Source organism: Bradyrhizobium sp. Cp5.3, from assembly GCF_000426265.1.
GTDB classification, from domain to species: Bacteria; Pseudomonadota; Alphaproteobacteria; order Rhizobiales; family Xanthobacteraceae; genus Bradyrhizobium; species Bradyrhizobium neotropicale.
Genome location: NZ_AUFA01000001.1, coordinates 235,091 through 255,464, shown reverse-complemented (window position 1 = coordinate 255,464; position 20,374 = coordinate 235,091). Strand labels below are relative to the sequence as shown.

Genomic DNA, 20,374 nt, shown 5'->3' with positions numbered 1-20,374 from the left:
TATTGCCCAGACGCAGGGCCGTGCTTGACATTAATACGTACGTACGTATTATATTCCTCATGCCAAAGCCCTCGCTCAAAGATGCCATCCTCGACGCCGGCCTCAAGGTCATGTTTCGCACCGGCTATCACGGCACCAGCGTGCGCGACGTCACCGCTGCGGCGGGCGCGCCGCAGGGCTCCTTCACCAACCATTTCCGCTCCAAGGAGGCCTTCGCCTCCGAAGTGCTCGACCGCTATTTTGGCGTCACCAGGGGCCTAGTCGCGGAGGCGCTCGAGGACACCTCGCTGACGCCACGCGCGCGGCTCCGGCGCTACCTCGACATCATTACCGGCCGGCTCCAGGCCGACGGTTTTGGCCGCGGCTGCCTGATCGGCGATCTCAGCCTGGAGGCCACCGGCAGCAGCGAGATGCTGCGCGCCCGCCTCGCCGAGATCTTTGCCGAATGGCGCGTGCCGTTCGCAGCCTGCATCACTGAGGCCCAGACTCGCGGCGAGATCGCATCCGATTTCGAGCCAGAGGAGCTTGCCGACTTCCTGCTTGCATCCTGGCAGGGCGCGATCCTGCGCATGAAGGTCGATCGCAATCCCAAGGCGCTCGAACGCTTCAAGACCATCGCATTCCAAACCGTGTTCAAGGAGCCGACATGAGCCAGCAAGCCGAGATCGAGATCCGCAACACCTCCGTCCTGGGAACGACGATGGCCTGGCGCGAGACGGGTGCCCATGATGCGCCGGTCGCACTGTTCCTGCATGGCAATCCCACCTCATCCTACATCTGGCGCAACATCCTGCCGCTGGTGGCGCCTGTTGCGCATTGCATCGCGCCCGACCTCGTAGGCTTCGGCCAGTCCGGCAAGCCGGATCTCGCCTACCGCTTCTTCGATCATGTCCGCCATCTCGATGCATTGATCGACGAGCTCGGCATCTCCTCGGCCTATCTCGTCGCGCAGGACTGGGGCACCGCGCTCGCATTTCATCTCGCCGCGCGCCGGCCGGATTTCGTCCGCGGCCTCGCCTTCATGGAATTCATCCGCCCGATGCCGACCTGGCAGGATTTTCACCACACCGAGATCGCGGAGGAGCAGGGTCACGCCGAGGCGGCGCGGGCCGTCTTTCGCAAGTTCAGAACGCCGGGCGAGGGCGAGGCCATGATCCTCGGGGCGAACGCGTTCGTCGAGCGCGTGCTGCCCGGTGGCATCCTGCGCAAGCTCAGTGAAGAGGAGATGGCATCCTATCGCGCGCCGTTCCCGACGCCCGAGAGCCGCCGCCCCGTGCTCGCCTTTCCCCGCGAGTTGCCGATCGCAGGCGAGCCTGCCGATGTTTACGCAACGCTCCAGTCCGCTCATGCGGCGCTGGCAAATTCGTCGTATCCAAAGCTGCTGTTCACGGGGGCGCCGGGCGCGCTGGTCGCGCCTGAATTTGCCGAGCGGTTCGCAGCTTCGCTGCAGCACTGTGCGCTGGTGCGCCTCGGACCCGGACTGCATTTCCTCCAGGAGGATCACCCCGAGGCGATCGGTCGCTCCGTCGCGGGCTGGATCGCGGGCATCGAGGCTGTGCGTCCGCAGCTTGCGGCTTGAACGGAGGGCGGCATGTCGGACGTGACGATCGCCTATTGCCGGCCCTGCGGCTACGAGAAGCGCGCGACGGAAGCCGCCGCTGCGCTGCGCGCGCAGTTGGCGCTGGAGGTGGATCTCGTGCCGGGCAAGGGTGGGATCTTCCAGGTCAAGGTCGGCGACAGGATTGTCGCCAGCCGCAGCAAGGGACATTTTCCCGCAAGCGACGAGATCGTCGCGGCCGTTGCCGCCGCGCGCCACTGACATCAGCGCAGGAGGGATCGCCGATGCCGATTGTCTGGACTGACGATCTTACCGCGGTCGACTGGGACGAGCTCTCCGTGCTCTACCGCATCGCGCCGCTGGGCAACAAGACGCCGGCTGATCTCGCGCTGGTATTCGGTAACAGCATGTTCCGGATCTTCGTCTACGACGACGGCCACCTCGTCGGCGCGGGCCGCGTGCTCGCCGACGGCCGCGACTGCGCCTATCTCTGCGATATCGCGGTGCACCCGGACTGCCAGGGGCAGGGCCTCGGTCGCCAGATCATCGAGCGGCTGCTTGCGCGTTGCGGCTCGCACCGCAAGATCATCCTGTACGCCGTGCCCGGCAAGGAGGCGTTCTACGAGCGTCTCGGCTTCCGCCGAATGACCACCGCCATGGCGATCTTCGAGGATCAGACCCGTGCCCATGAGCGCGGCTATTTGACCGCCCCCTTGGCAGCGCTCGCGCCCGACCTCTCAGCGTCGTGGATAATCCGTGCAAAGCCGGCCGTGTTGTCCCGCCTTTCAACCGGCGGGCGGGACGCATAGATTGACGTCGGCTTAAGCGGCGACGGAACATTGCGCTGCCGAAATCATCAAAACTTCATGGCCCCTGCGCAGGATTGCCATGGAGATTCGCATGAACCCAGCCGCCGAAAGAGCCACCCCTGTGCATTCCCCGCCCAAAGGCCTACCTAAAACATTGAAGGCACGGCTTTTTGTTCCTATTGGCGAATTCCACTCCGCCGCAAAACGCGCTAGTGGAAGAGCGGGGGGAATGCGCGGTGCCGGCTCCGGCGACGCGGGTTCGCCGGCCGTCAATTCGCCGGCCAACTTGGCCGCTGGAGCGTTGTTCGAGGTCTAGATGCTGGAAGCCATACGCAGGGCGATGTCGTTTCTGCGCCAGAAGCAAATCCTGCATAAGCTTGGCGTTGTGATCAGCGTCACGGTTATCGGCATCGCTTGCTATGTGCTCTATCACATGCTGCGCGGCATCGACTTCAACGAAGTGGTCGAGGCCATCAAGAGCACCGAGCCGCGCCAGATTGTGATGGCGGCGGTGTTCGTGGCCGCGGGCTATTTCACCCTGACCTTCTACGATCTGTTCGCCGTGCGTGCGATCGGCCATTCCCATGTGCCCTATCGCGTCAATGCGCTGGCCGCTTTCACGAGCTACTCGATCGGCCACAATGTCGGCGCCAGCGTCTTCACCGGCGGCGCGGTGCGCTATCGCATCTACTCGGCCTATGGCCTCAATGCGATCGATGTTGCGAAGATCTGCTTCCTCGCCGGCCTGACCTTCTGGCTGGGCAACGCCGCCGTGCTGGGCCTCGGCATTTCCTACCATCCGGAGGCGGCTGCCTCGATCGACCAGCTTCCGCCTTGGCTGAACCGCACGCTGGCGATGATGATCATCGTTGCGCTGGTCGCCTACGTGGTCTGGGTCTGGACCCAGCCGCGGGTGGTTGGTCGCGGGCCGTGGACCGTGGTGCTGCCCGGCGGCCCGCTGACGCTGCTTCAGATCGCCATCGGCATCGTCGATCTCGGTTTCTGTGCGCTCGCAATGTACGTGCTGGTCCCGGACGAGCCCAATCTCGGCTTCGTCGTGGTCGCGGTGATCTTCGTCTCGGCGACGCTGCTCGGCTTCGCCAGCCACTCGCCCGGGGGGCTCGGGGTGTTCGACGCCGCCATGCTGGTCGGCCTCTGGCAGATGGACCGCGAGGAACTGCTGGGCGGCATGCTCCTGTTCCGGGTCCTCTATTATCTTTCGCCCTTCGTCATATCTGTAATCTTGCTGACGTTTCGTGAGGTTATCATAGGTGCTCGATCGAAGCGCCTGCAGCAGGCGGCGCTCAAGCTCGACCCCGGCCCGCCACCTGAGGCCGCCTATGTGAGAGAGCGCAGCGATAGCGGCGCCTGAACCGCGCAAGCCCCTTAAGGAGAAGTCCGCCCCGATGGCGATTGACGCCCCTTCTTCTCCCGCCGCCCAGCCCTGGTCCGACCGGCTGCGGCACTCGACCATCATCCTGATCGCCGCGGCGCTGGCGCTGTCGGTCGTGGTTTCGCTCGGCGAATTGACGGTGGTGCGGGCGGTGACGGTGTTCCTCTGCATCGCGGCCGCGGCGCTGATCCCGTGGCGGCTGCACGACAATGCGGCCTCGCGTGACGACGTCCGCCGCATCAATCCCGTCGACAGCGCGGCGGTCGCGGCGGTCGTTGCCGGCATGCCGGATCCGGCGGTGCTGCTCGACCGCGCCGGCCGCGTCATCCATCTCAATGCCGCCGCCGCCCAGCTGGCGCCTGCGCTGCGCAAGAACGAGCTGGCGCAGTTCGCGCTGCGCTCGCCGGAGATCATTACCGCGCTGCGCGAGTCGATCGCCACCACCGAGCCGCGACGTGCGGCCTATCTCGATCATGTGCCGGTCGATCGCTGGATGGAGCTCTTCATCACGCCGGTGCCGGTGCCCACCACCTTCGGCGGGGCCGACAAATGCATGCTGATGACCTTCCACGACCAGACGCCGCTGCGCCGGGTCGAGGAGATGCGCGCCGATTTCGTCGCCAATGCCAGCCACGAATTGCGCACGCCGCTCGCCGCGCTGTCGGGTTTCATCGATACGCTGCAGGGCCAGGCCAAGGACGATCCCAAGGCGCGCGAGCGCTTCCTCGGCATCATGCACAACCAGGCCACCCGCATGGCGCGCCTGATCGACGACCTCTTGTCGCTGTCGCGGGTCGAGCTCTCAGCCCATGTGCGGCCCGATACCCTGGTCGACCTCGTGCCGATCATCCGCCAGGTCGCCGACGGGCTCGAGCCGCTGGCACGCGAGCGCCAGGTGGACGTCGAGACCCACCTGCCGGAGACCCCTGTGATGATCGCGGGCGACCGCGAGGAACTCCTGCGCCTGTTCGAGAACCTGATCGAGAACGCGCTGAAATACGGGGCGTCGGGCGGGCGCGTCATCGTGTCTCTCAATATGAGTGTGGCGACCGACGGAACTCAGGAAATCCGCGTCTTCGTGCGCGATTTCGGTCCTGGCATCGCGCCCGAGCATCTGCCGCGGCTGACCGAGCGCTTCTACCGGGTTGACGTCGGCGACAGCCGCTCGCAGGGCGGGACAGGGCTCGGATTATCGCTGGTGAAACATATTCTTAACCGTCATCGCGGCCGGCTCCTGATCGAAAGCGTGCCCAAGCAGGGCGCCACTTTCACCGCCTGTTTTCCCCAGGCGAAGACTTCCGCGTCAACCTGAAATCATAGCGATTTCAGTCGCTTAGTGCTGTCATCCGACTGTCACGAAACCTTCGTAAAAGCACAGCCGACCGCTCCTAAAGGGGCGGCGCGGGAGCGCGATCGGGCGCGGAAGGCGCTTCGCTCCCCAGTATGGAGACCAGCATGAATTTCCTCAAAACTATCGTCGCTGCTGGCTTGGTCGCCGCATCGACGTCGGCGTTCGCCGCCGATATTACGGGTGCCGGCGCGACGTTCCCGTTCCCGATCTATTCGAAGTGGGCGGACTCCTACAAGAAGGAGACCGGCAACGGCCTGAACTATCAGTCGATCGGTTCCGGCGGCGGCATCAAGCAGATCCAGGCCAAGACCGTGACCTTCGGCGCCAGCGATGCGCCGCTCAAGGCCGAGCAGCTCGAGAAGGATGGCCTCGTCCAGTGGCCGATGGTGATGGGTGCGATCGTTCCCGTCGTCAACATCGAGGGCGTCAAGGCCGGCGAGCTGGTGTTCGACGGCGAGACCCTCGCCAATGTCTATCTCGGCAAGATCACCAAGTGGGATGATGCTGCCATCAAGAAGCTCAATCCGAACGTGAAGCTGCCATCCGAGGCGATCACCGTGGTCCGCCGCTCCGACGGTTCGGGCACCACCTTCAACTTCACCAACTATCTCTCGAAGGCCAGCGCGGACTGGAAGAGCAAGGTCGGTGAGGGCACGGCCGTCGAGTGGCCGGTCGGCGTCGGCGCCAAGGGCAACGAGGGCGTGTCCGGCAACATCAGCCAGACCAAGAACTCGATCGGTTACGTCGAGTACGCCTACGCCAAGCAGAACAAGCTGACCTACACCGGCCTCGTCAACAAGGCCGGCAAGACGGTGCAGCCGACCGTCGAGGCCTTCCAGGCAGCCGCTTCCAACGCCGACTGGTCCAAGGCGCCCGGCTACTACGTCATCCTGACCGACCAGCCCGGCGACAAGTCCTGGCCGATCACCGCGGCGACCTTCATTCTCATGCACAAGGAAGCCACCGACAAGGCGGCCTCGCAGGAAGCCATCAAGTTCTTCCGCTGGGCCTTCAAGAACGGCGGCAAGATGGCCGAGGAGCTCGACTACATCCCGATGCCGGACAGCGTCGTCCAGCAGATCGAGAAGACCTGGGCTGCCGAGATCAAGAGCTAAGTGCTCTTGTCCTGGACGCAGCGCGGCATGATCTGCCGCGCTGTCGATCCGGGATCCGCAAGACCTCGTTCCCCGGCACGTGGTGTCGCTGTCGCGATGCCGCCGCCGGGGTGCGAGACCGGTGACAAGAAACTAGATGGTCAGTACAGGGGATCGGCGTGGCAGAGATGGCCGTTCAGAGCGACGTGATTGATGACGCCGGACCCTATGATCGCGCCAAGGCGTTGAGCGCGTTCAAGCTGGGTGACCTCACCTTCTACTGGATCACGCGTCTCAGCGCGATCTCGGTCCTCCTCATCCTCGGCGGCATCATCGTGTCGCTGATCGTCGGTGCCTTCCCGGCGATGAAGGAATACGGCTTCTCGTTCCTGTGGACGCAGCGCTGGGCGCCGTCCGCCGATCCGCCCGTGCTCGGCGCGCTCGGTCCGATGTACGGCACGCTCGTGACCTCCTTCATCGCGATGCTGATCGCCATCCCGGTCGGTCTGGGCATTGCGATCTTCCTCACCGAGCTGTGCCCGCAATGGCTGCGCCGCCCGATCGGCATGGCGGTCGAGTTGCTCGCCGGCATTCCCTCGATCATCTACGGCATGTGGGGCTTCTTCGTGCTGGGGCCGTTCCTGGCCAACACCTTCCAGCCCTTCATGATCAGGATCTTCGACGGCGTTCCCGTGCTGGGCGCGATCTTCGCGGGGCCACCGTCCTATCTCAGCCTGTTCAACGCCGCGCTGATCCTGGCGATCATGGTACTGCCCTTCATCACCTCGATCTCGGTCGACGTGTTCAAGACCGTGCCGCCGGTGCTGAAAGAGGCCGCCTACGGCGTCGGCTGCACCACCTGGGAAGTCGTCCGCAGCGTGGTGATCCCCTACACCCGCGTCGGCATCATCGGTGGCGTCATGCTGGCGCTGGGGCGCGCGCTCGGCGAGACCATGGCGGTGACCTTCATCATCGGCAACTCGTTCCGGATCTCCTCGTCGATCTTCGCGCCGGGCACCACGATCTCGGCGGCGATCGCCAGCGAGTTCGCAGAAAGTGACGGCCTGCACCAGTCCGGCCTGATCCTGCTCGGCCTGCTGCTGTTCGTGCTGACATTCTTCGTGCTCGCAGGCGCGCGGCTGATGCTGCTGCGTCTCGAAAAGAAGGCGGGGAAGTAACGCCATGAACCCGATTTACGCACGCCGCCGCCGCAAGGACATCGTCATCCGTGGACTCTGCATTGGTGCCGCCGCCTTCGGTGTCACCTGGCTTGCACTGATCCTGATCACGCTGCTCTACAACGGCCTGGCCGGGCTCAACCTCCAGATCTTCACCGAGAACACGCCGCCGCCCGGCTCGAACGAAGGCGGCCTGCTCAACGCAATCGTCGGCTCGCTCATCATGACCGTGCTCGGCGTCGGCATCGGCGCGCCCCTCGGCCTGTTCGCCGGCACCTACCTTGCCGAGTACGGCCGCAACGACAAGCTGACCTCGGTGATCCGCTTCATCAACGACATCCTGCTCAGCGCGCCCTCGATCATCATCGGTCTGTTCATCTACGGTGCGGTGGTGGTGCCGATGCGCGGTTTCTCGGCAATCGCCGGCAGTCTCGCGCTCGCCGTGATCGTGATCCCGGTGGTGCTGCGCACGACCGAGGACATGCTGCTCTTGGTGCCGAATGCGCTGCGTGAAGCGGCCTCCGCCCTCGGCCTGCCGCGCTCGCTGGTGATCAAGCGGATCGCCTACCGTGCCGCGCGCTCCGGCCTCATCACCGGCGTGCTGCTGGCGACCGCCCGCGTCGCCGGCGAAACCGCGCCGTTGCTCTTCACCGCGCTGTCGAACCAGTTCTTCAGCCTGAGCCTGAACAAGACGATGGCGAACCTGCCGGTCACCATCAACAACTTCGTGCAGAGCCCGTACGCCTACTGGAAGCAGCTTGCCTGGAGCGGCGCGCTGCTGATCACGCTCACCGTGCTTGCCCTGAACATTGGCGCGCGCATCCTTGGCGCCGAGAGGACCGCAAAATGACCGATCTTTCCGTATCCGTGAGTGCCAACGGTCACCTGGCGTCGCAGCAACCGCTGCCGGAAGCCCCGGCCAAGGTGACGGTGCGCAACCTCAACTTCTATTACGGCGAGCACCACGCGCTGAAGAACATCAACCTCACGCTCGGCACCAACCGCGTCACGGCGTTCATCGGCCCGTCGGGCTGCGGCAAGTCGACCCTGCTGCGCATCTTCAACCGGATGTACGACCTCTATCCGGGTCAGCGCGTCACCGGTCAGCTCATGCTCGACCAGACCAACATTCTCGATCCCAAGCTCGACCTCAATTTGCTGCGCGCCCGCGTCGGCATGGTGTTCCAGAAGCCGACGCCGTTCCCGATGACGATCTACGAGAACATCGCCTTCGGCATCCGCCTCTATGAGAAGATATCGAAGTCCGAGATGGACGACCGCGTCGAGAAGGCGCTGCGCGGCGGCGCGCTCTGGAACGAGGTCAAGGACAAGCTCAACGCCTCGGGCCTCTCGCTCTCCGGCGGCCAGCAGCAGCGCCTCTGCATCGCGCGCACCGTCGCGGTGCGGCCCGAGGTGATCCTGTTCGACGAGCCCTGCTCGGCGCTGGACCCGATCTCGACCGCCAAGGTCGAGGAGCTGATCCAGGAGCTGTCCGAGAATTACACGATCGCGATCGTCACCCACAACATGCAGCAGGCGGCGCGCGTCTCCGACAAGACCGCCTTTATGTATCTCGGCGAGCTGATCGAGTTCGACGACACCAGCAAGATCTTCACGTCGCCGACCGATCGGCGCACGCAGGATTACATCACCGGCCGCTTCGGCTGAGGAGACAGGATATGGGTTCCGAACACACCGCAAAGGCCTTCGACACCGACCTGCAGGAGCTCACCCGGCTGGTCGCGGAGATGGGCGGGCTCGCCGAGCGCATGATCGTCGATTCCGTCGATGCGCTGATCCGCCGCGATGTCGCGCTCGGTCAACGTGTGGTCGCCGGTGATACCGAGATCGACGCGCTGCAGAAGAAGATCGAGGAGCGCTCCGTCCTGACCATCGCCCGCCGCCAGCCGATGGCGGTCGACCTGCGCGAGATCGTCGGCGCGATGCGCGTGGCGACCGACCTCGAACGCATCGGCGACCTCGCCAAGAACATGGGCAAGCGCGTCGCAGCGCTGGAGACGGACTTTCATCCGCTCAAGCTGTTCCGCGGCCTGGAGCATATGACCGACCTCGTGCAGCAGCAGGTCAAGTCGGTGCTGGACGCCTATGCCGCGCACGATCTGCCGGCGGCGATGGCGGTGTGGAAGGGTGACGAGGAAGTCGACGCCATCTGCACCTCGCTGTTCCGCGAGCTCCTCACCTATATGATGGAGGATCCGCGCAACATCTCCTTCTGCATCCACCTGATGTTCTGCGCCAAGAACATCGAACGGATCGGCGACCACGCCACCAACATTGCCGAAACCGTGTTCTACATGATCGAAGGCCAGGCCATCGCCGACAAGCGGCCGAAGGGCGACATGACGACCTTCGCCACGACGGTCCCGAATAGCTAAGGAGCGACGACCCCATGGGCGCACGCATTATGGTGGTTGAAGACGAAGAAGCTCTGACCGAGCTGCTCCGTTACAACCTCGAAGGCGACGGCTATGACGTCGAGACGGTGATGCGCGGCGACGATGCCGACACCCGCCTCAAGGAACACATACCCGATCTGATCGTGCTCGACTGGATGCTGCCGGGCCTGTCCGGCATCGAGCTGTGCCGGCGGTTGCGTGCCCGGCCCGAGACCAAGCAGCTCCCGATCATCATGCTCACCGCGCGCGGCGAGGAGAGCGAGCGGGTACGTGGCCTTGCGACCGGCGCCGACGACTACATCGTCAAGCCGTTCTCGGTGCCGGAGCTCCTGGCGCGCGTGAAGGGTCTGCTCCGACGTGCAAGCCCCGAGCGGCTCGCCACGGTGCTCGCCTATGGCGACATCGAGCTCGACCGCGAAAAGCGCCGCGTGGCGCGTTCGGGCCGGCCGATCGATCTCGGTCCGACCGAGTATCGCCTCCTGGAGTTCTTCCTGGAGCATCCGGGCCGCGTGTTCTCGCGCGAGCAGCTGCTCGACAGCGTCTGGGGCCGCGACATCTACATCGACGAGCGCACTGTCGACGTGCATATCGGCCGCCTTCGCAAGCTGCTCAATCTCGGCCGCGAACAGGACCCGATCCGCACCGTGCGTGGTGCCGGCTATGCGCTGGATGATCGTTTCGCGAAGGCGGAGCAGACTTAAGGTCTGACAGGTTGGCGGGCTGTCGCCACAATCTCGTCGTCCGGGCCTGGTGCGCAATTGCGCACGGGGCGCGGGACGCATCGCCCCAGGGCGCAGTTGTTGCGCGAAGAGGGTAACTCCGAGTCCCCGTCATCACATCCGCTGGCGGTAATGGCTCCCGGCTTTCGCCGAGACGACGCGGAGTTTGACTGGGCCGTCGTCGCGTGACGGCCTCATCCTGATCGTCGACGAAAGCTAGCTCAGCGCGTGCCCGGCTTCGCCGGGGCGCGGCGGCGGTCGGCTGCCGGCTGGTAGGCGACGCGCGAGTGCTGGGCGCAGTAGGGCAGGCCCGAGAGCGCCCTGCCGCCGCAGAAGAAGAAATCCGGGCTCGAGGGATCGCCAACCGGCCAGTGGCAGGTCGCCTCGTTCAGCTCGAGCAGCGACAGCCGCTGGCTCATCGGCACCACGTTGTCGTAGGTGACCGGATCGGGCTCCACCTCGACCTCGAAGGCCTGCGCCAGCGCGGTGTTGCCGCGCGAGATCGGACGGGACACCCGCATCATGTGCTGCGCGGGACGCGCCTTGCGCGGCCGCGGAGCTGCCGAAGACGGGCTCTTGGCGCGGCCGGACAGGCCGAGCCTGTGCACTTTGCCGATCACGGCATTGCGGGTCACATTGCCGAGCTCGGCTGCGATCTGGCTGGCCGAAAGTCCGGCCTCCCAGAGCTTTTTCAACTGCTCGACGCGATCGTCGGACCAGGTCAAAACCGTCATTGCACCCTTTCCCTCGCCGCGCGCCAGCCATCCTGGGGCCTCGCAGCGATTGCCTAAGCCTCGAAAAACCCGTGCCGCCAGAATCCCTTAAGGCTCGCCGGGCGCGACTAGAACGCCCGAACGTTTACGCCGGTACATGAGGACTTAGAGGATCAGAACCGCTGCACGAGATGTCGTATCTGACAAGCCAAACGCTACAATATGGCGTGACTCACGCGCAAGAGTCCGCCGACTCGCTTCCACATGTTCCGTAGCGAAACCACCACAAAATAGGCACCGCAAGACTACGGATTCTGCGTTTCCCGAGGCTTGCCGGCGGCATTGACTCCCGTTCTGCCAGGCATAAGATGCCCTCACGTGCCGCCCTGAAAAGGCGGCACGTTTCGTTTTCCGGGACGGTCATTGGTGCGCTGCGCAATGCGCGTTGAGGCCGTCCTCAACACCAAGTGACAGCCATGACCAAGAGCGCCGCGCCGCATCTGCTTCCCGTTTTCGCCAGGGCCGACATCGGTTTCGAGCGCGGCGAAGGCTGCTGGCTGATTGCCACCAATGGCGAGCGCTATCTCGACTTCACGTCCGGCGTCGCGGTGAACGCGCTCGGCCATGCCCATCCCGTGCTGGTCAAGGCGCTGCAGGAGCAGGCGACGAAACTCTGGCATATGTCGAACCTGTTCCAGAGCCCGGATGGCGAACGTCTTGCGAGCCGCCTCTGCAACGAGAGCTTTGCGGACTTCGTGTTCTTCTGCAATTCCGGTGCGGAAGCGCTGGAATGCGTGATCAAGGTCGTGCGCCGCTATCACGCGTCGAAGGGGCATCCCGAGCGCTTTCGCATGATCACTTTCGAGGGCGCCTTCCATGGCCGCACGCTCGCGACGCTGGCTGCGACGGGCTCGGCAAAATATCTCGAAGGTTTCGGTCCGCCGATGGAAGGCTTCGACCAGGTCCCGCATGGCGATCTCGACGCCGTCAAGAAGGCGATCGGTCCGCAGACTGCCGGCATCCTGATCGAGCCGATCCAGGGGGAGGGCGGCGTGCGCTCGGCGACGCCGGCATTCCTCAAGGCGCTGCGCCAACTCTGCGACGAGCGTGGCCTCTTGCTCGCATTCGACGAGGTGCAGACCGGCATGGGCCGTACCGGCGATCTGTTCGCGCACCGCCGCCTCGGCGTCACGCCCGACGTGATGTCGCTGGCGAAAGCGCTCGGCGGCGGATTCCCGATTGGCGCCTGCCTCGCGACCGCGGAAGCGGCCTCCGGCATGACACCCGGCTCGCATGGTTCGACCTTCGGCGGCAATCCGCTCGCGATCTCCGCCGCCAATGCGGTGCTCGACGTCATGCTCAAGCCCGGCTTCTTCGACCACGTGCAGAAGATGTCGCTGCTGCTCAAGCAGAAGCTCGCGTCCGTGATCGATCGTCATCCCGACGTCGTCAGCGAGGTTCGCGGCGAGGGGCTCCTGATCGGCATCAAGGCCGTGGTGCCCTCCGGCGATCTCGTCGCCGCGCTGCGCGATCAGAAGCTGCTCACCGTCGGGGCCGGCGACAATGTCGTGCGCTTCCTGCCGCCATTGATCGTCACCGAAGCCGAGATCGAGGACAGTGTCGGGCGGCTCGAGCGGGCCTGCGCCGCGCTGTCCGGTAACAAACGGGCGGCAAGCTGATGAGCAAGCCGAAGCACTTTCTGGATATCAATGAGCTCCCGTTGTCGGAGCTCAAGCGGATGCTCGCCGCCTCCTCCGCAATGAAGGCGAAGCAGAAGGCGCATCAGCCGGTCAAGCCGCTCGAAGGCAAGACGCTCGCGATGATCTTCGAGCGGCCCTCGACCCGTACGCGGGTGTCGTTCGACGTCGGCATGCGCCAGCTCGGCGGCGAGGCCATCATGCTCACCGGCGCCGAGATGCAGCTCGGCCGCGGCGAGACCATCGCCGACACCGCGCGTGTGCTGTCGCGCTACGTCGATGCGATCATGATCCGCATCCTCAATCACGACGCGCTGCTTGAGCTCGCGGCGAATGCGACCGTGCCCGTCATCAACGGGCTGACGCGGCGCTCGCATCCCTGCCAGGTGATGGCCGACCTCATGACCTATGAGGAGCATCGCGGCCCGATCGAAGGCAAGACGGTGGCCTGGACCGGCGACGACAACAACGTGCTGGCGTCCTGGGCGCATGCCGCCGAGCGCTTCAAGTTCAAGCTCAATGTCGCAACCCCGCCGGAGCTCGCGCCGAAGAAGGCGATGCGTGACTGGATCAAGGCGACCAGCGCCCCGATCGTGCTCGGTACCGATCCGGAAGCCGCCGTGCGCGGCGCCGATTGCGTCGTCACCGACACCTGGGTGTCGATGGGCGACAAGGAAGGCGAGCACCGTCACAACGTGCTCAAGCCCTACCAGGTCAATTCGAAGCTGATGTCGCTGGCCAAGTCCGATGCGCTGTTCATGCACTGCCTGCCCGCCCATCGCGGCGAGGAGGTCACCGACGAGGTAATCGACGGCCCGCAATCGGTCGTGTTCGACGAGGCCGAAAATCGCCTGCATGCGCAGAAGGGCATCTTGGCCTGGTGTTTCGACGCGGTGAAGTAGGTTTGGATCGTCGTCCTGGCGAAAGCCAGGATCCATTACCACCGGCTTTCGTTTGGCGAGGATTGGCAATTGTCATCTCGCGTCACAACTCCTCCCTGGGGTTATGGGTCCTGCGGTTATGGGTCCTGGCTTTCGCCAGGACGACACCGAATTCGCGTATCGTTGTGCCGTCACGCACGTTCGGAACACGTTGCTCCGAACCCCTTCCATTCCACCTCCTCCGACCCCAGATAGAGCGCCATGGTTTTTCAATCCCCTGACATGAAAACCGGGCCTGAAGGCCCGGTTCGCGCGCCATCAGCGGTTCCGATCGATGATGCGGTGCTGCCTTACGAGGTCGACGCGCTCGACGTGCGCGGCCGCCTGGTGCGGCTTGGTCCGGCGCTCGACGAGATCCTGACCAAGCACGACTATCCTGCGCCGGTTGGCAAGCTGCTCGGCGAGGCCATCGTGCTGACGACGCTGCTCGGCACGGCGCTGAAATTCGAGGGCCGCTTCATTCTCCAGGCCCAGACCGACGGCCCGGTGTCGTTCCTGGTCGTGGACTACATGGCGCCGGATCGCCTGCGGGCCTATGCCCGCTACGACGCCGCGCGTCTTGGTGAGGCGCAGGATTCCGGCACGCTGCTCGGGCGCGGTCATCTTGCGATGACCATCGATCAGGGGCCCGACATGAGCCGCTACCAGGGCCTGGTGGCGCTTGACGGCGGCAGCCTGGAAGACGCCGCCCACGAATATTTCCTGCGCTCCGAGCAGATCCCGACCCGCGTCCGCCTCGCCGTCGGCGAGGAGTGGCGCAGCAGCGACGGCGGCAAGCATCGCTGGCGCGCCGGCGGCATGCTGATGCAGTTCCTGCCGAAGGCGCCCGAGCGTGCTCGGCAGGCCGATTTGCATCCCGGCGATGCGCCGGAAGGCACCGCGGTACATAGCGTCGCCGAGGACGATGCCTGGGTCGAGGCGCGCTCGCTGATCGAGACCGTCGAAGACGTCGAATTGATCGATCCCGAGCTCTCCGGCGAACGGCTGCTGTTTCGCCTGTTCCACGAGCGCGGCGTGCGCGTGTTCAATCCGCAGAACCTGAAGGCGGAATGCTCCTGCTCGCGCGACGCAGTCGCCTCGATGCTGAAGAGTTTTTCGCCGGACGATCGCGCCGCGATGGTCAAGGACGACAAGGTCGTCGTGACCTGCGAGTTCTGCAGCTCGGTGTATAAGTTCACGCCGCACGAGGCGGGCGTCGACAACGCGTAAGCCCTCGATTCTCCCTCAATGACGAGCTTGGGGAAGCTCCCGCCGATCGCTCAGAAATCGTAGCCCACCGCCCGTTCGTCGTGATTGAAGTGGTGGGCACGGCGCTTCGCGCCCTTTACCCACCTTGGCAGCGTGCCGTGCGTCAGTTCAACACTCGCTTGTTGTCCGGACTGTCCAGCGAGAACGTCGGCACGTCGATCTCGAAACGCTCGCCGCTTTCGCTGACCATCTGGTAGCGGCCGGTCATGAAGCCTGACGCGGTCGAGAGCGGCACGCCGGAGGTGTATTCGAAGCGTTCGCCGGGCGCCAGGATCGGCTGCTCGCCGACCACGCCCTCGCCCTTGACCTCCTGCTGCCGGCCGGAGGCGTCGGTGATGATCCAGTGCCGCGTCTTCAGCTGCACGGTCTCGTCGCCGGAATTGGTGATGACGATGGTGTAGGACCAGAAATAGCGCGAGCGCTCGGCCGACGACTGCTCCGGAACAAAGTTCGGCTCGACGGTCACTTCGATCTGGCGGGTCACGGCACGGTACATGGCTGCCATCATACCGAAATCCGGCCCGGGAACCAAACGCCCGCAGCGCCTTCCGCGACATCGTCCCGCCCGAATTGACAGAGAAGTACAACCGGATTGTGATCCGGTCGCTTTGCGAGGCGGCGCAGGACCAGTACACTCCTCCAACGTCGCGATTTGCAAAGGGTTCTTGGCCCCGATGACCATTGCCGACCAAGTGACGGGATCGCCGATCGCGGGAACCGCGAATGCCAAGTCGCGCACGGCCGCGCCGGCCATCACGCTGCCTGCGATCGGCGAGCGCGAACTCAGGCTCGATCTCTTCCGCGGGCTCGCGCTGTGGTTGATCTTCATCGACCATCTGCCGCCGAACCTGTTGACCTGGTTCACGATCCGCAACTACGGCTTCAGCGACGCCACCGAGATCTTCATCTTCATCTCCGGCTATACCGCCGCCTTCGTCTATGGCCGCGCGATGCTGGAATCCGGTTTCGTCATCGCCACCGCGCGCATCCTGCGCCGGGTCTGGCAGATCTATGTCGCCCACGTCTTCCTGTTCACGATCTTCCTTGCGGAAATCTCCTACGTCGCGACGAGCTTCGAGAACCCGCTCTACACGGAAGAGATGGGCATCATGGATTTCCTCAAGCAGCCCGACGTCACCATCGTTCAGGCGCTGCTGTTGCGCTTCCGTCCCGTCAACATGGACGTGCTGCCGCTCTACATCGTCTTGATGCTGGCGCTGCCCGTGATCCTCTGGTCGATGAAGTGGAAGCCCGACGTCACGCTCGGCCTCTCGGTCGTGCTCTATGTCGTCACCTGGGAATTCGACCTCTATTTCTCGGCCTATCCGAACGGCTTCTGGGCGTTCAATCCGCTGGCCTGGCAATTGCTCTTCGTGTTCGGGGCCTGGTGCGCGCTCGGAGGTGCGCGGCGCATGTCGCGGATCCTGGCATCACCCGTGACGATGTGGATCTCGATCGCCTATCTGGCCGCGGCGTTCTACGTGACGCTGACCTGGTACGTGCCGCAGCTGTCCCACTTCATGCCGAAGCGGATCGAGCAGTGGATGTATCCGATCGACAAGACCGATCTCGACGTGCTGCGCTTCACGCACTTCCTGGCGCTCGCCGCGCTCACCGTGCGCTTCCTGCCGCGGGACTGGCCGGGCCTGAAATCGCCCTGGCTGCGGCCGCTGATCCTGTGCGGCCAGCATTCGCTCGAGATCTTCTGTCTCGGCGTCTTCCTGGCCTTCGCCGGCCATTTCATCCTGGCCGAGGTCTCAGGCGGCCCGGCCATGCATGCGCTGATAAGTCTCTCCGGAATCCTGATCATGTGGGCGATGGCCTGGGTGATTTCGTGGTACAAGCGCGTGGCTGACAAGAGCGGTTCGAAAACCAAAAACGCCGTCGGCAACGCCGATATGGCGGGAGGGGGCTGATGAAGGCGAAGGTTCTCCTGAGCCTGATCCTGCTGTGCGGTGGTCTCGCCGCGCCGTCGGCGCGCGCGGAGGATGCTGCGCCGGCTGCTCCTGCCACGCCCCCGGCCTGCGAGCTGCCGTCCTATCTGCTCACAACCGACAGCCAGCTCCACAAGGTCGCCGACACCGTCAAGGACGGCAAGCCGCTCGAGATTCTGGTCATCGGCAGCCGCTCGACCACGATTCCGTCCTCGGAGGACAGCTCCTACCCGGCGCGCATGCAGGCGATCCTGAAGGAAAAGCTGCCGCCATCCGAGCCCGTTCATGTCTCCGTAGAAATACAGAGCAAGAAGACGGCAGCGGAGGCTGCCTCGACCTTCGTTAAGCTGATGGAAGAAAAAAGGCCTACTTTGGTCATCTGGCAGACCGGGACCGTGGATGCTATCCGATCCATCGATCCCGATGAGTTTCGCGGCGCAGTCACCGAAGGGGTTGCTGCGTTGCAAAATGCAGGGGCTGACGTCGTCTTGATGAACTTGCAGTACAGCCCGCGAACCGAAACCATGATCTCGGTGCCGCCCTACCTCGACAATATGCGCGTGGTGGCCCAGGAGCATGACATCCCGCTGTTCGACCGTTTCGCGATCATGCGGCAATGGAATGATCAGGGTCAGTTCGACCTGTTCAGCCCATCGCGCGGCCCTGAACTGGCAAAGCAGGTCCATGACTGTCTTGGCCGGGCGCTGGCGCAGTTCGTGATCGACGCCGCCCATCTCGGGCCGGCCCAGCAGCAAAATTGAGGTCTAGCGTAAATGAGTTCTTTCCGCCCTTTTTGCCTGTCGGCATGGCTGGCCGGACCTGCAGCAGCGGCCCTGCTGTTGCTGACACCCGTCTCGCTGTTGCCAGCGCAAGCACAGGCCGCACAAGCGACGCCGGCGCCGCAGTCGGCCAATAGTCCCGCTCCCGCATCACCGTCCCAGACCACGGTTGCCGTGACCTCGCAGCCACCTGCCGACCAGCGTGGCATTGCCGGGCGCGCCATCGACAAGGTGAAGCAGGTCGCGAAATCCGCCGGCGACATCTTCAGCCGCGTGCCCTGCCTGCCGCCGAAGGGCGGCGCGAAGCCGATGGGCTCGCTGCCGCACGTCGCGGGCAAGCTGATCGAGGGCCGGCCCGTCGTGATCGTCGCGTTCGGATCGTCGTCGACCGCAGGCTTTGGCGCGAGTTCGCCGGAGTTCAACTATCCGAACCGCCTCGCCGCCCAGCTTCGCCGGCAATATCCGAGCGCCGACATCACCGTCATCAATGCCGGCGTCGGCGGCGAGGATGCGCCGGAAATGATGAAGCGCCTCCAGAAGGAGGTGATCGACGTGCATCCGGATCTCGTGATCTGGCAGGTCGGCACCAATGCCGTTCTGCGCAATCTCGATCCCGCCGACACCGCCAAGCTCGTCGAGGACGGCATCTCCCGCATCCAGGCTGCCGGCGGCGCCGACATCGTGCTGGTCGATCCGCAATATTCGCCGCGCGTCACCGAGCGCCCCGAAAGCGCGAGCCGGATGGTGAGGCTGCTCGGCAAGGTCGCCGAGCTCCGTCACGTCGGCATCTTCCCGCGCTTCGAGGTGATGCGCGAGTGGCACGAGAAGCAGGCTCTCCCGGTGGAGAGCTTCGTCATCGCCGACGGCCTGCACATGAACGACTGGGGCTACGCCTGCTTCGCCCAGCTCCTCGGCGACGACATCATCCGCTCCGTCGGCCAGATCAAGCTCGGCGTCAACGTGCCGGCGGATGTGCGGACGTACCGGCCGATGTAGGCATCGCTGCGTAGGGTGGGCAAAGGCGCGCTCTTCGCGCGCTGTGCCCACCATCTATCGACCGTGCGATCGTGAATGGTGGGCACGCTTTCGCTTTGCCTACCCTACGAGACCTCGATCGCCTCACGCCTTCTCCAGCGCCGCGGTGAGATCCTCGATCAGATCGTCCGCATGCTCGAGCCCCGTCGAGAAGCGGATGAAGCCCTCGCTGATGCCGAGCGCGGCGCGGTCTTCCGGCTTCAGGCGCTGATGCGTCGTGGTCGCCGGGTGCGTGACGAGGCTCTTGGCATCGCCAAGGTTGTTGGAGATCTTCGCAAGCTTGAGCGCGTTGAGCGCGCGGAAGGCCGCCTGCTTGCCGCCCTTCACCTCGAAGCCGACCAGCGTCGAGCCGCCGCGCATCTGCTTCTTCACCAGTGCCGCCTGTGGATGATCGGCGCGGCCGGGATAGACCAGCCGCGAAATCTTGGGATGACTCGCCAGCACCTCGGCGATGCGGGCCGCAGTATCGGTCTGCGCGCGCACGCGCACGCCCAGCGTCTCCAGGCCCTTGAGCAGGACCCAGGCATTGAAGGGCGAGATCGACGGCCCGGTCTGGCGCATGAAGTTGTGGATGTGCTCGGCGATGAAGGCTTCCGAGGACAGGATGATGCCGCCGAGGCAGCGGCCCTGGCCGTCGATATGCTTGGTCGCGGAATAGACCACGACGTCGGCGCCGAGCGCGAGCGGGCTCTGCCAGATCGGCGTTGCGAACACGTTGTCGACGACCAGCCGCGCGCCGCCCTTGTGCGCGATCTCGGCGATGCCGGGGATGTCGAGCACGTCGAGCGTCGGATTGGTCGGGCTCTCCAGGAAGAAGGTTTTCGTGTTCGGCTTCAGCGCGCGCTGCCACTGGTCGAGGTCGAGACCGTCGACCAGCGTGGTCTCGATGCCGTAGCGCGGCAGCAGGTCCTGCACGACATAGAGGCACGAGCCGAACAGCGCCTTTGATGCCACCAAATGGTCGCCGGCCTTCAGCGGGGCCAGGATCGCGGTGGTCACCGCGGCCATGCCGGTTGCCGCCGAGCGGGCGGCTTCGGCGCCCTCGAGCTCGATCATGCGGCGCTCGAACATCGCGATCGTCGGGTTCGAATAGCGCGAATAGATGAAGCCGGGATCCTCGCCCTTGAACCGCGCCTCGCACTCCTCGGCGCTGTTGTAGACATAGCCCTGTGTCAGGAACAGCGACTCCGACGTCTCGCCATATTGCGAGCGCAGGGTGCCGGAATGGACCAGGCGGGTTTCGGGGCGGTAAGTAGCAGGCGACTTCGACATAGGTACCTCCGACATGACCACGCGAGCGAAAGCGGTCACAAAAAAACCGGCCTGGATATCTCCACTGGCCGGGATCACAGAGGTCCCCGGCCTGTTTAGCGACTTATTTAACGTGGCTGCAAGCCGGCCGGCTCAAATCACCACGGGATAAGTCATGCTCTTATTCCGCAATGCCCTTTCCGTCAAGGCGTCCATCGGATAGCCGTAAAAGGTTCATTTTTCCGCGTTTTCGGATG

At 64.6% G+C, this 20,374-nt stretch carries 21 protein-coding genes and 1 riboswitch; of the genes, 18 read left to right on the top strand and 3 right to left on the bottom strand.

Annotated elements, in window-relative coordinates; all coding sequences use genetic code 11:
• Positions 1-59 precede the first annotated feature (59 nt).
• The 12 genes from K289_RS0101225 (at position 60) to phoB (ending at position 10,501) form a co-directional block, all read left to right on the top strand.
• On the top strand, positions 60-650 hold the full coding sequence (locus K289_RS0101225; protein WP_027549775.1) for a TetR/AcrR family transcriptional regulator: 591 nt from the start codon (positions 60-62) through the stop codon (positions 648-650).
• Positions 647-1,579, top strand: coding sequence for a haloalkane dehalogenase (locus K289_RS0101220; protein WP_027549774.1), 933 nt, complete (start codon positions 647-649; stop codon positions 1,577-1,579). Before K289_RS0101225 ends, K289_RS0101220 begins: the two co-directional genes overlap by 4 nt.
• A gap of 12 nt (positions 1,580-1,591) precedes the next feature.
• Complete coding sequence (locus tag K289_RS0101215; protein WP_027549773.1) at positions 1,592-1,819, top strand: Rdx family protein; 228 nt, start codon at positions 1,592-1,594, stop codon at positions 1,817-1,819.
• A 23-nt stretch (positions 1,820-1,842) separates the two neighbouring features.
• Entirely contained in the window at positions 1,843-2,367 is a 525-nt protein-coding gene (locus K289_RS43775; RefSeq protein ID WP_084788527.1) for a GNAT family N-acetyltransferase, read from the top strand.
• A 316-nt stretch (positions 2,368-2,683) separates the two neighbouring features.
• Positions 2,684-3,739, top strand: coding sequence for a lysylphosphatidylglycerol synthase domain-containing protein (locus K289_RS0101200; protein ID WP_027549772.1), 1,056 nt, complete (start codon positions 2,684-2,686; stop codon positions 3,737-3,739).
• A 34-nt stretch (positions 3,740-3,773) separates the two neighbouring features.
• Positions 3,774-5,072: an ATP-binding protein gene (locus tag K289_RS0101195; RefSeq protein WP_027549771.1), complete on the top strand. Its 1,299-nt coding sequence runs from the start codon at positions 3,774-3,776 to the stop codon at positions 5,070-5,072.
• 143 nt (positions 5,073-5,215) lie between these two features.
• A complete protein-coding gene (pstS, locus tag K289_RS0101190) occupies positions 5,216-6,226 on the top strand; it encodes a phosphate ABC transporter substrate-binding protein PstS (protein ID WP_027549770.1) in 1,011 nt (336 codons plus the stop codon).
• 167 nt (positions 6,227-6,393) lie between these two features.
• Positions 6,394-7,383, top strand: coding sequence for a phosphate ABC transporter permease subunit PstC (gene pstC / locus K289_RS0101185; RefSeq protein ID WP_027549769.1), 990 nt, complete (start codon positions 6,394-6,396; stop codon positions 7,381-7,383).
• Between the two features lie 4 nt (positions 7,384-7,387).
• Positions 7,388-8,233 (top strand): phosphate ABC transporter permease PstA, encoded by an 846-nt coding sequence (pstA, locus tag K289_RS43770; RefSeq protein WP_035683561.1) that lies wholly within the window; start codon positions 7,388-7,390, stop codon positions 8,231-8,233.
• Positions 8,230-9,051 carry a phosphate ABC transporter ATP-binding protein PstB gene (gene pstB / locus K289_RS0101175; protein WP_027549768.1) on the top strand — a complete coding sequence of 274 codons (822 nt, stop codon included), beginning with the start codon at positions 8,230-8,232 and terminating at the stop codon, positions 9,049-9,051. The genes pstA and pstB overlap by 4 nt, the downstream gene beginning before the upstream one ends.
• Positions 9,052-9,062: 11 nt before the next feature.
• The gene (gene phoU / locus K289_RS0101170; RefSeq protein ID WP_027549767.1) at positions 9,063-9,779 is read left to right on the top strand and encodes a phosphate signaling complex protein PhoU; all 717 of its coding nucleotides are present in this window, start codon (positions 9,063-9,065) and stop codon (positions 9,777-9,779) included.
• Positions 9,780-9,793: 14 nt separating this feature from the next.
• Positions 9,794-10,501: a phosphate regulon transcriptional regulator PhoB gene (phoB, locus tag K289_RS0101165; RefSeq protein WP_027549766.1), complete on the top strand. Its 708-nt coding sequence runs from the start codon at positions 9,794-9,796 to the stop codon at positions 10,499-10,501.
• 239 nt (positions 10,502-10,740) lie between these two features.
• Here phoB and K289_RS0101160 read toward each other — a convergent pair whose 3' ends face one another.
• Complete coding sequence (locus K289_RS0101160; protein ID WP_027549765.1) at positions 10,741-11,253, bottom strand: GcrA family cell cycle regulator; 513 nt, start codon at positions 11,251-11,253, stop codon at positions 10,741-10,743.
• Between the two features lie 455 nt (positions 11,254-11,708).
• On the opposite strand from K289_RS0101160, the gene K289_RS0101155 reads away from it, so the two are divergent.
• The 3 genes from K289_RS0101155 to K289_RS0101145 all read left to right on the top strand — a co-directional run bounded on the left by K289_RS0101155 (position 11,709) and on the right by K289_RS0101145 (position 15,079).
• The gene (locus tag K289_RS0101155) at positions 11,709-12,911 is read left to right on the top strand and encodes an aspartate aminotransferase family protein (RefSeq protein ID WP_027549764.1); all 1,203 of its coding nucleotides are present in this window, start codon (positions 11,709-11,711) and stop codon (positions 12,909-12,911) included.
• Positions 12,911-13,831, top strand: coding sequence for an ornithine carbamoyltransferase (gene argF, locus K289_RS0101150; protein WP_027549763.1), 921 nt, complete (start codon positions 12,911-12,913; stop codon positions 13,829-13,831). Before K289_RS0101155 ends, argF begins: the two co-directional genes overlap by 1 nt.
• Positions 13,832-14,071: 240 nt before the next feature.
• Positions 14,072-15,079 (top strand): Hsp33 family molecular chaperone, encoded by a 1,008-nt coding sequence (locus K289_RS0101145; protein WP_027549762.1) that lies wholly within the window; start codon positions 14,072-14,074, stop codon positions 15,077-15,079.
• A gap of 142 nt (positions 15,080-15,221) precedes the next feature.
• Here K289_RS0101145 and apaG read toward each other — a convergent pair whose 3' ends face one another.
• On the bottom strand, positions 15,222-15,614 hold the full coding sequence (apaG, locus tag K289_RS0101140) for a Co2+/Mg2+ efflux protein ApaG (protein ID WP_027549761.1): 393 nt from the start codon (positions 15,612-15,614) through the stop codon (positions 15,222-15,224).
• Between the two features lie 178 nt (positions 15,615-15,792).
• On the opposite strand from apaG, the gene K289_RS0101135 reads away from it, so the two are divergent.
• From K289_RS0101135 to K289_RS0101125, 3 genes are read left to right on the top strand one after another with little or no spacing between them, the layout of a single operon-like run.
• A complete protein-coding gene (locus K289_RS0101135) occupies positions 15,793-17,034 on the top strand; it encodes an OpgC domain-containing protein (RefSeq protein WP_027549760.1) in 1,242 nt (413 codons plus the stop codon).
• Entirely contained in the window at positions 17,034-17,813 is a 780-nt protein-coding gene (locus K289_RS0101130; protein ID WP_027549759.1) for an SGNH/GDSL hydrolase family protein, read from the top strand. Before K289_RS0101135 ends, K289_RS0101130 begins: the two co-directional genes overlap by 1 nt.
• A gap of 12 nt (positions 17,814-17,825) precedes the next feature.
• The gene (locus K289_RS0101125; protein WP_027549758.1) at positions 17,826-18,827 is read left to right on the top strand and encodes an SGNH/GDSL hydrolase family protein; all 1,002 of its coding nucleotides are present in this window, start codon (positions 17,826-17,828) and stop codon (positions 18,825-18,827) included.
• Positions 18,828-18,950: 123 nt separating this feature from the next.
• Here K289_RS0101125 and K289_RS0101120 read toward each other — a convergent pair whose 3' ends face one another.
• The gene (locus K289_RS0101120; protein WP_027549757.1) at positions 18,951-20,138 is read right to left on the bottom strand and encodes an O-succinylhomoserine sulfhydrylase; all 1,188 of its coding nucleotides are present in this window, start codon (positions 20,136-20,138) and stop codon (positions 18,951-18,953) included.
• Positions 20,139-20,212: 74 nt separating this feature from the next.
• Positions 20,213-20,292: riboswitch (SAM riboswitch) on the bottom strand.
• Between the last annotated feature and the right edge of the window lie 82 nt (positions 20,293-20,374).

Excerpts from the sequence above, each read along its gene's own strand:
- K289_RS0101120 (WP_027549757.1), bottom strand. The coding sequence starts at position 20,138 with ATGTCGAAGTCGCCTGCTACTTACCGCCCCGAAACCCGCCTGGTCCAT.
- K289_RS0101125 (WP_027549758.1), top strand. The coding sequence starts at position 17,826 with ATGAGTTCTTTCCGCCCTTTTTGCCTGTCGGCATGGCTGGCCGGACCT.
- K289_RS0101135 (WP_027549760.1), top strand. The coding sequence starts at position 15,793 with ATGACCATTGCCGACCAAGTGACGGGATCGCCGATCGCGGGAACCGCG.
- K289_RS0101155 (WP_027549764.1), top strand. The coding sequence starts at position 11,709 with ATGACCAAGAGCGCCGCGCCGCATCTGCTTCCCGTTTTCGCCAGGGCC.
- pstB (WP_027549768.1), top strand. The coding sequence starts at position 8,230 with ATGACCGATCTTTCCGTATCCGTGAGTGCCAACGGTCACCTGGCGTCG.
- pstC (WP_027549769.1), top strand. The coding sequence starts at position 6,394 with ATGGCCGTTCAGAGCGACGTGATTGATGACGCCGGACCCTATGATCGC.
- K289_RS0101195 (WP_027549771.1), top strand. The coding sequence starts at position 3,774 with ATGGCGATTGACGCCCCTTCTTCTCCCGCCGCCCAGCCCTGGTCCGAC.
- K289_RS0101130 (WP_027549759.1), top strand. The coding sequence starts at position 17,034 with ATGAAGGCGAAGGTTCTCCTGAGCCTGATCCTGCTGTGCGGTGGTCTC.
- pstS (WP_027549770.1), top strand. The coding sequence starts at position 5,216 with ATGAATTTCCTCAAAACTATCGTCGCTGCTGGCTTGGTCGCCGCATCG.
- phoB (WP_027549766.1), top strand. The coding sequence starts at position 9,794 with ATGGGCGCACGCATTATGGTGGTTGAAGACGAAGAAGCTCTGACCGAG.
- K289_RS0101200 (WP_027549772.1), top strand. The coding sequence starts at position 2,684 with ATGCTGGAAGCCATACGCAGGGCGATGTCGTTTCTGCGCCAGAAGCAA.
- apaG (WP_027549761.1), bottom strand. The coding sequence starts at position 15,614 with ATGTACCGTGCCGTGACCCGCCAGATCGAAGTGACCGTCGAGCCGAAC.
- K289_RS0101215 (WP_027549773.1), top strand. The coding sequence starts at position 1,592 with ATGTCGGACGTGACGATCGCCTATTGCCGGCCCTGCGGCTACGAGAAG.
- K289_RS0101220 (WP_027549774.1), top strand. The coding sequence starts at position 647 with ATGAGCCAGCAAGCCGAGATCGAGATCCGCAACACCTCCGTCCTGGGA.
- K289_RS0101160 (WP_027549765.1), bottom strand. The coding sequence starts at position 11,253 with ATGACGGTTTTGACCTGGTCCGACGATCGCGTCGAGCAGTTGAAAAAG.
- K289_RS43775 (WP_084788527.1), top strand. The coding sequence starts at position 1,843 with ATGCCGATTGTCTGGACTGACGATCTTACCGCGGTCGACTGGGACGAG.
- argF (WP_027549763.1), top strand. The coding sequence starts at position 12,911 with ATGAGCAAGCCGAAGCACTTTCTGGATATCAATGAGCTCCCGTTGTCG.
- K289_RS0101225 (WP_027549775.1), top strand. The coding sequence starts at position 60 with ATGCCAAAGCCCTCGCTCAAAGATGCCATCCTCGACGCCGGCCTCAAG.
- pstA (WP_035683561.1), top strand. The coding sequence starts at position 7,388 with ATGAACCCGATTTACGCACGCCGCCGCCGCAAGGACATCGTCATCCGT.
- K289_RS0101145 (WP_027549762.1), top strand. The coding sequence starts at position 14,072 with ATGGTTTTTCAATCCCCTGACATGAAAACCGGGCCTGAAGGCCCGGTT.
- phoU (WP_027549767.1), top strand. The coding sequence starts at position 9,063 with ATGGGTTCCGAACACACCGCAAAGGCCTTCGACACCGACCTGCAGGAG.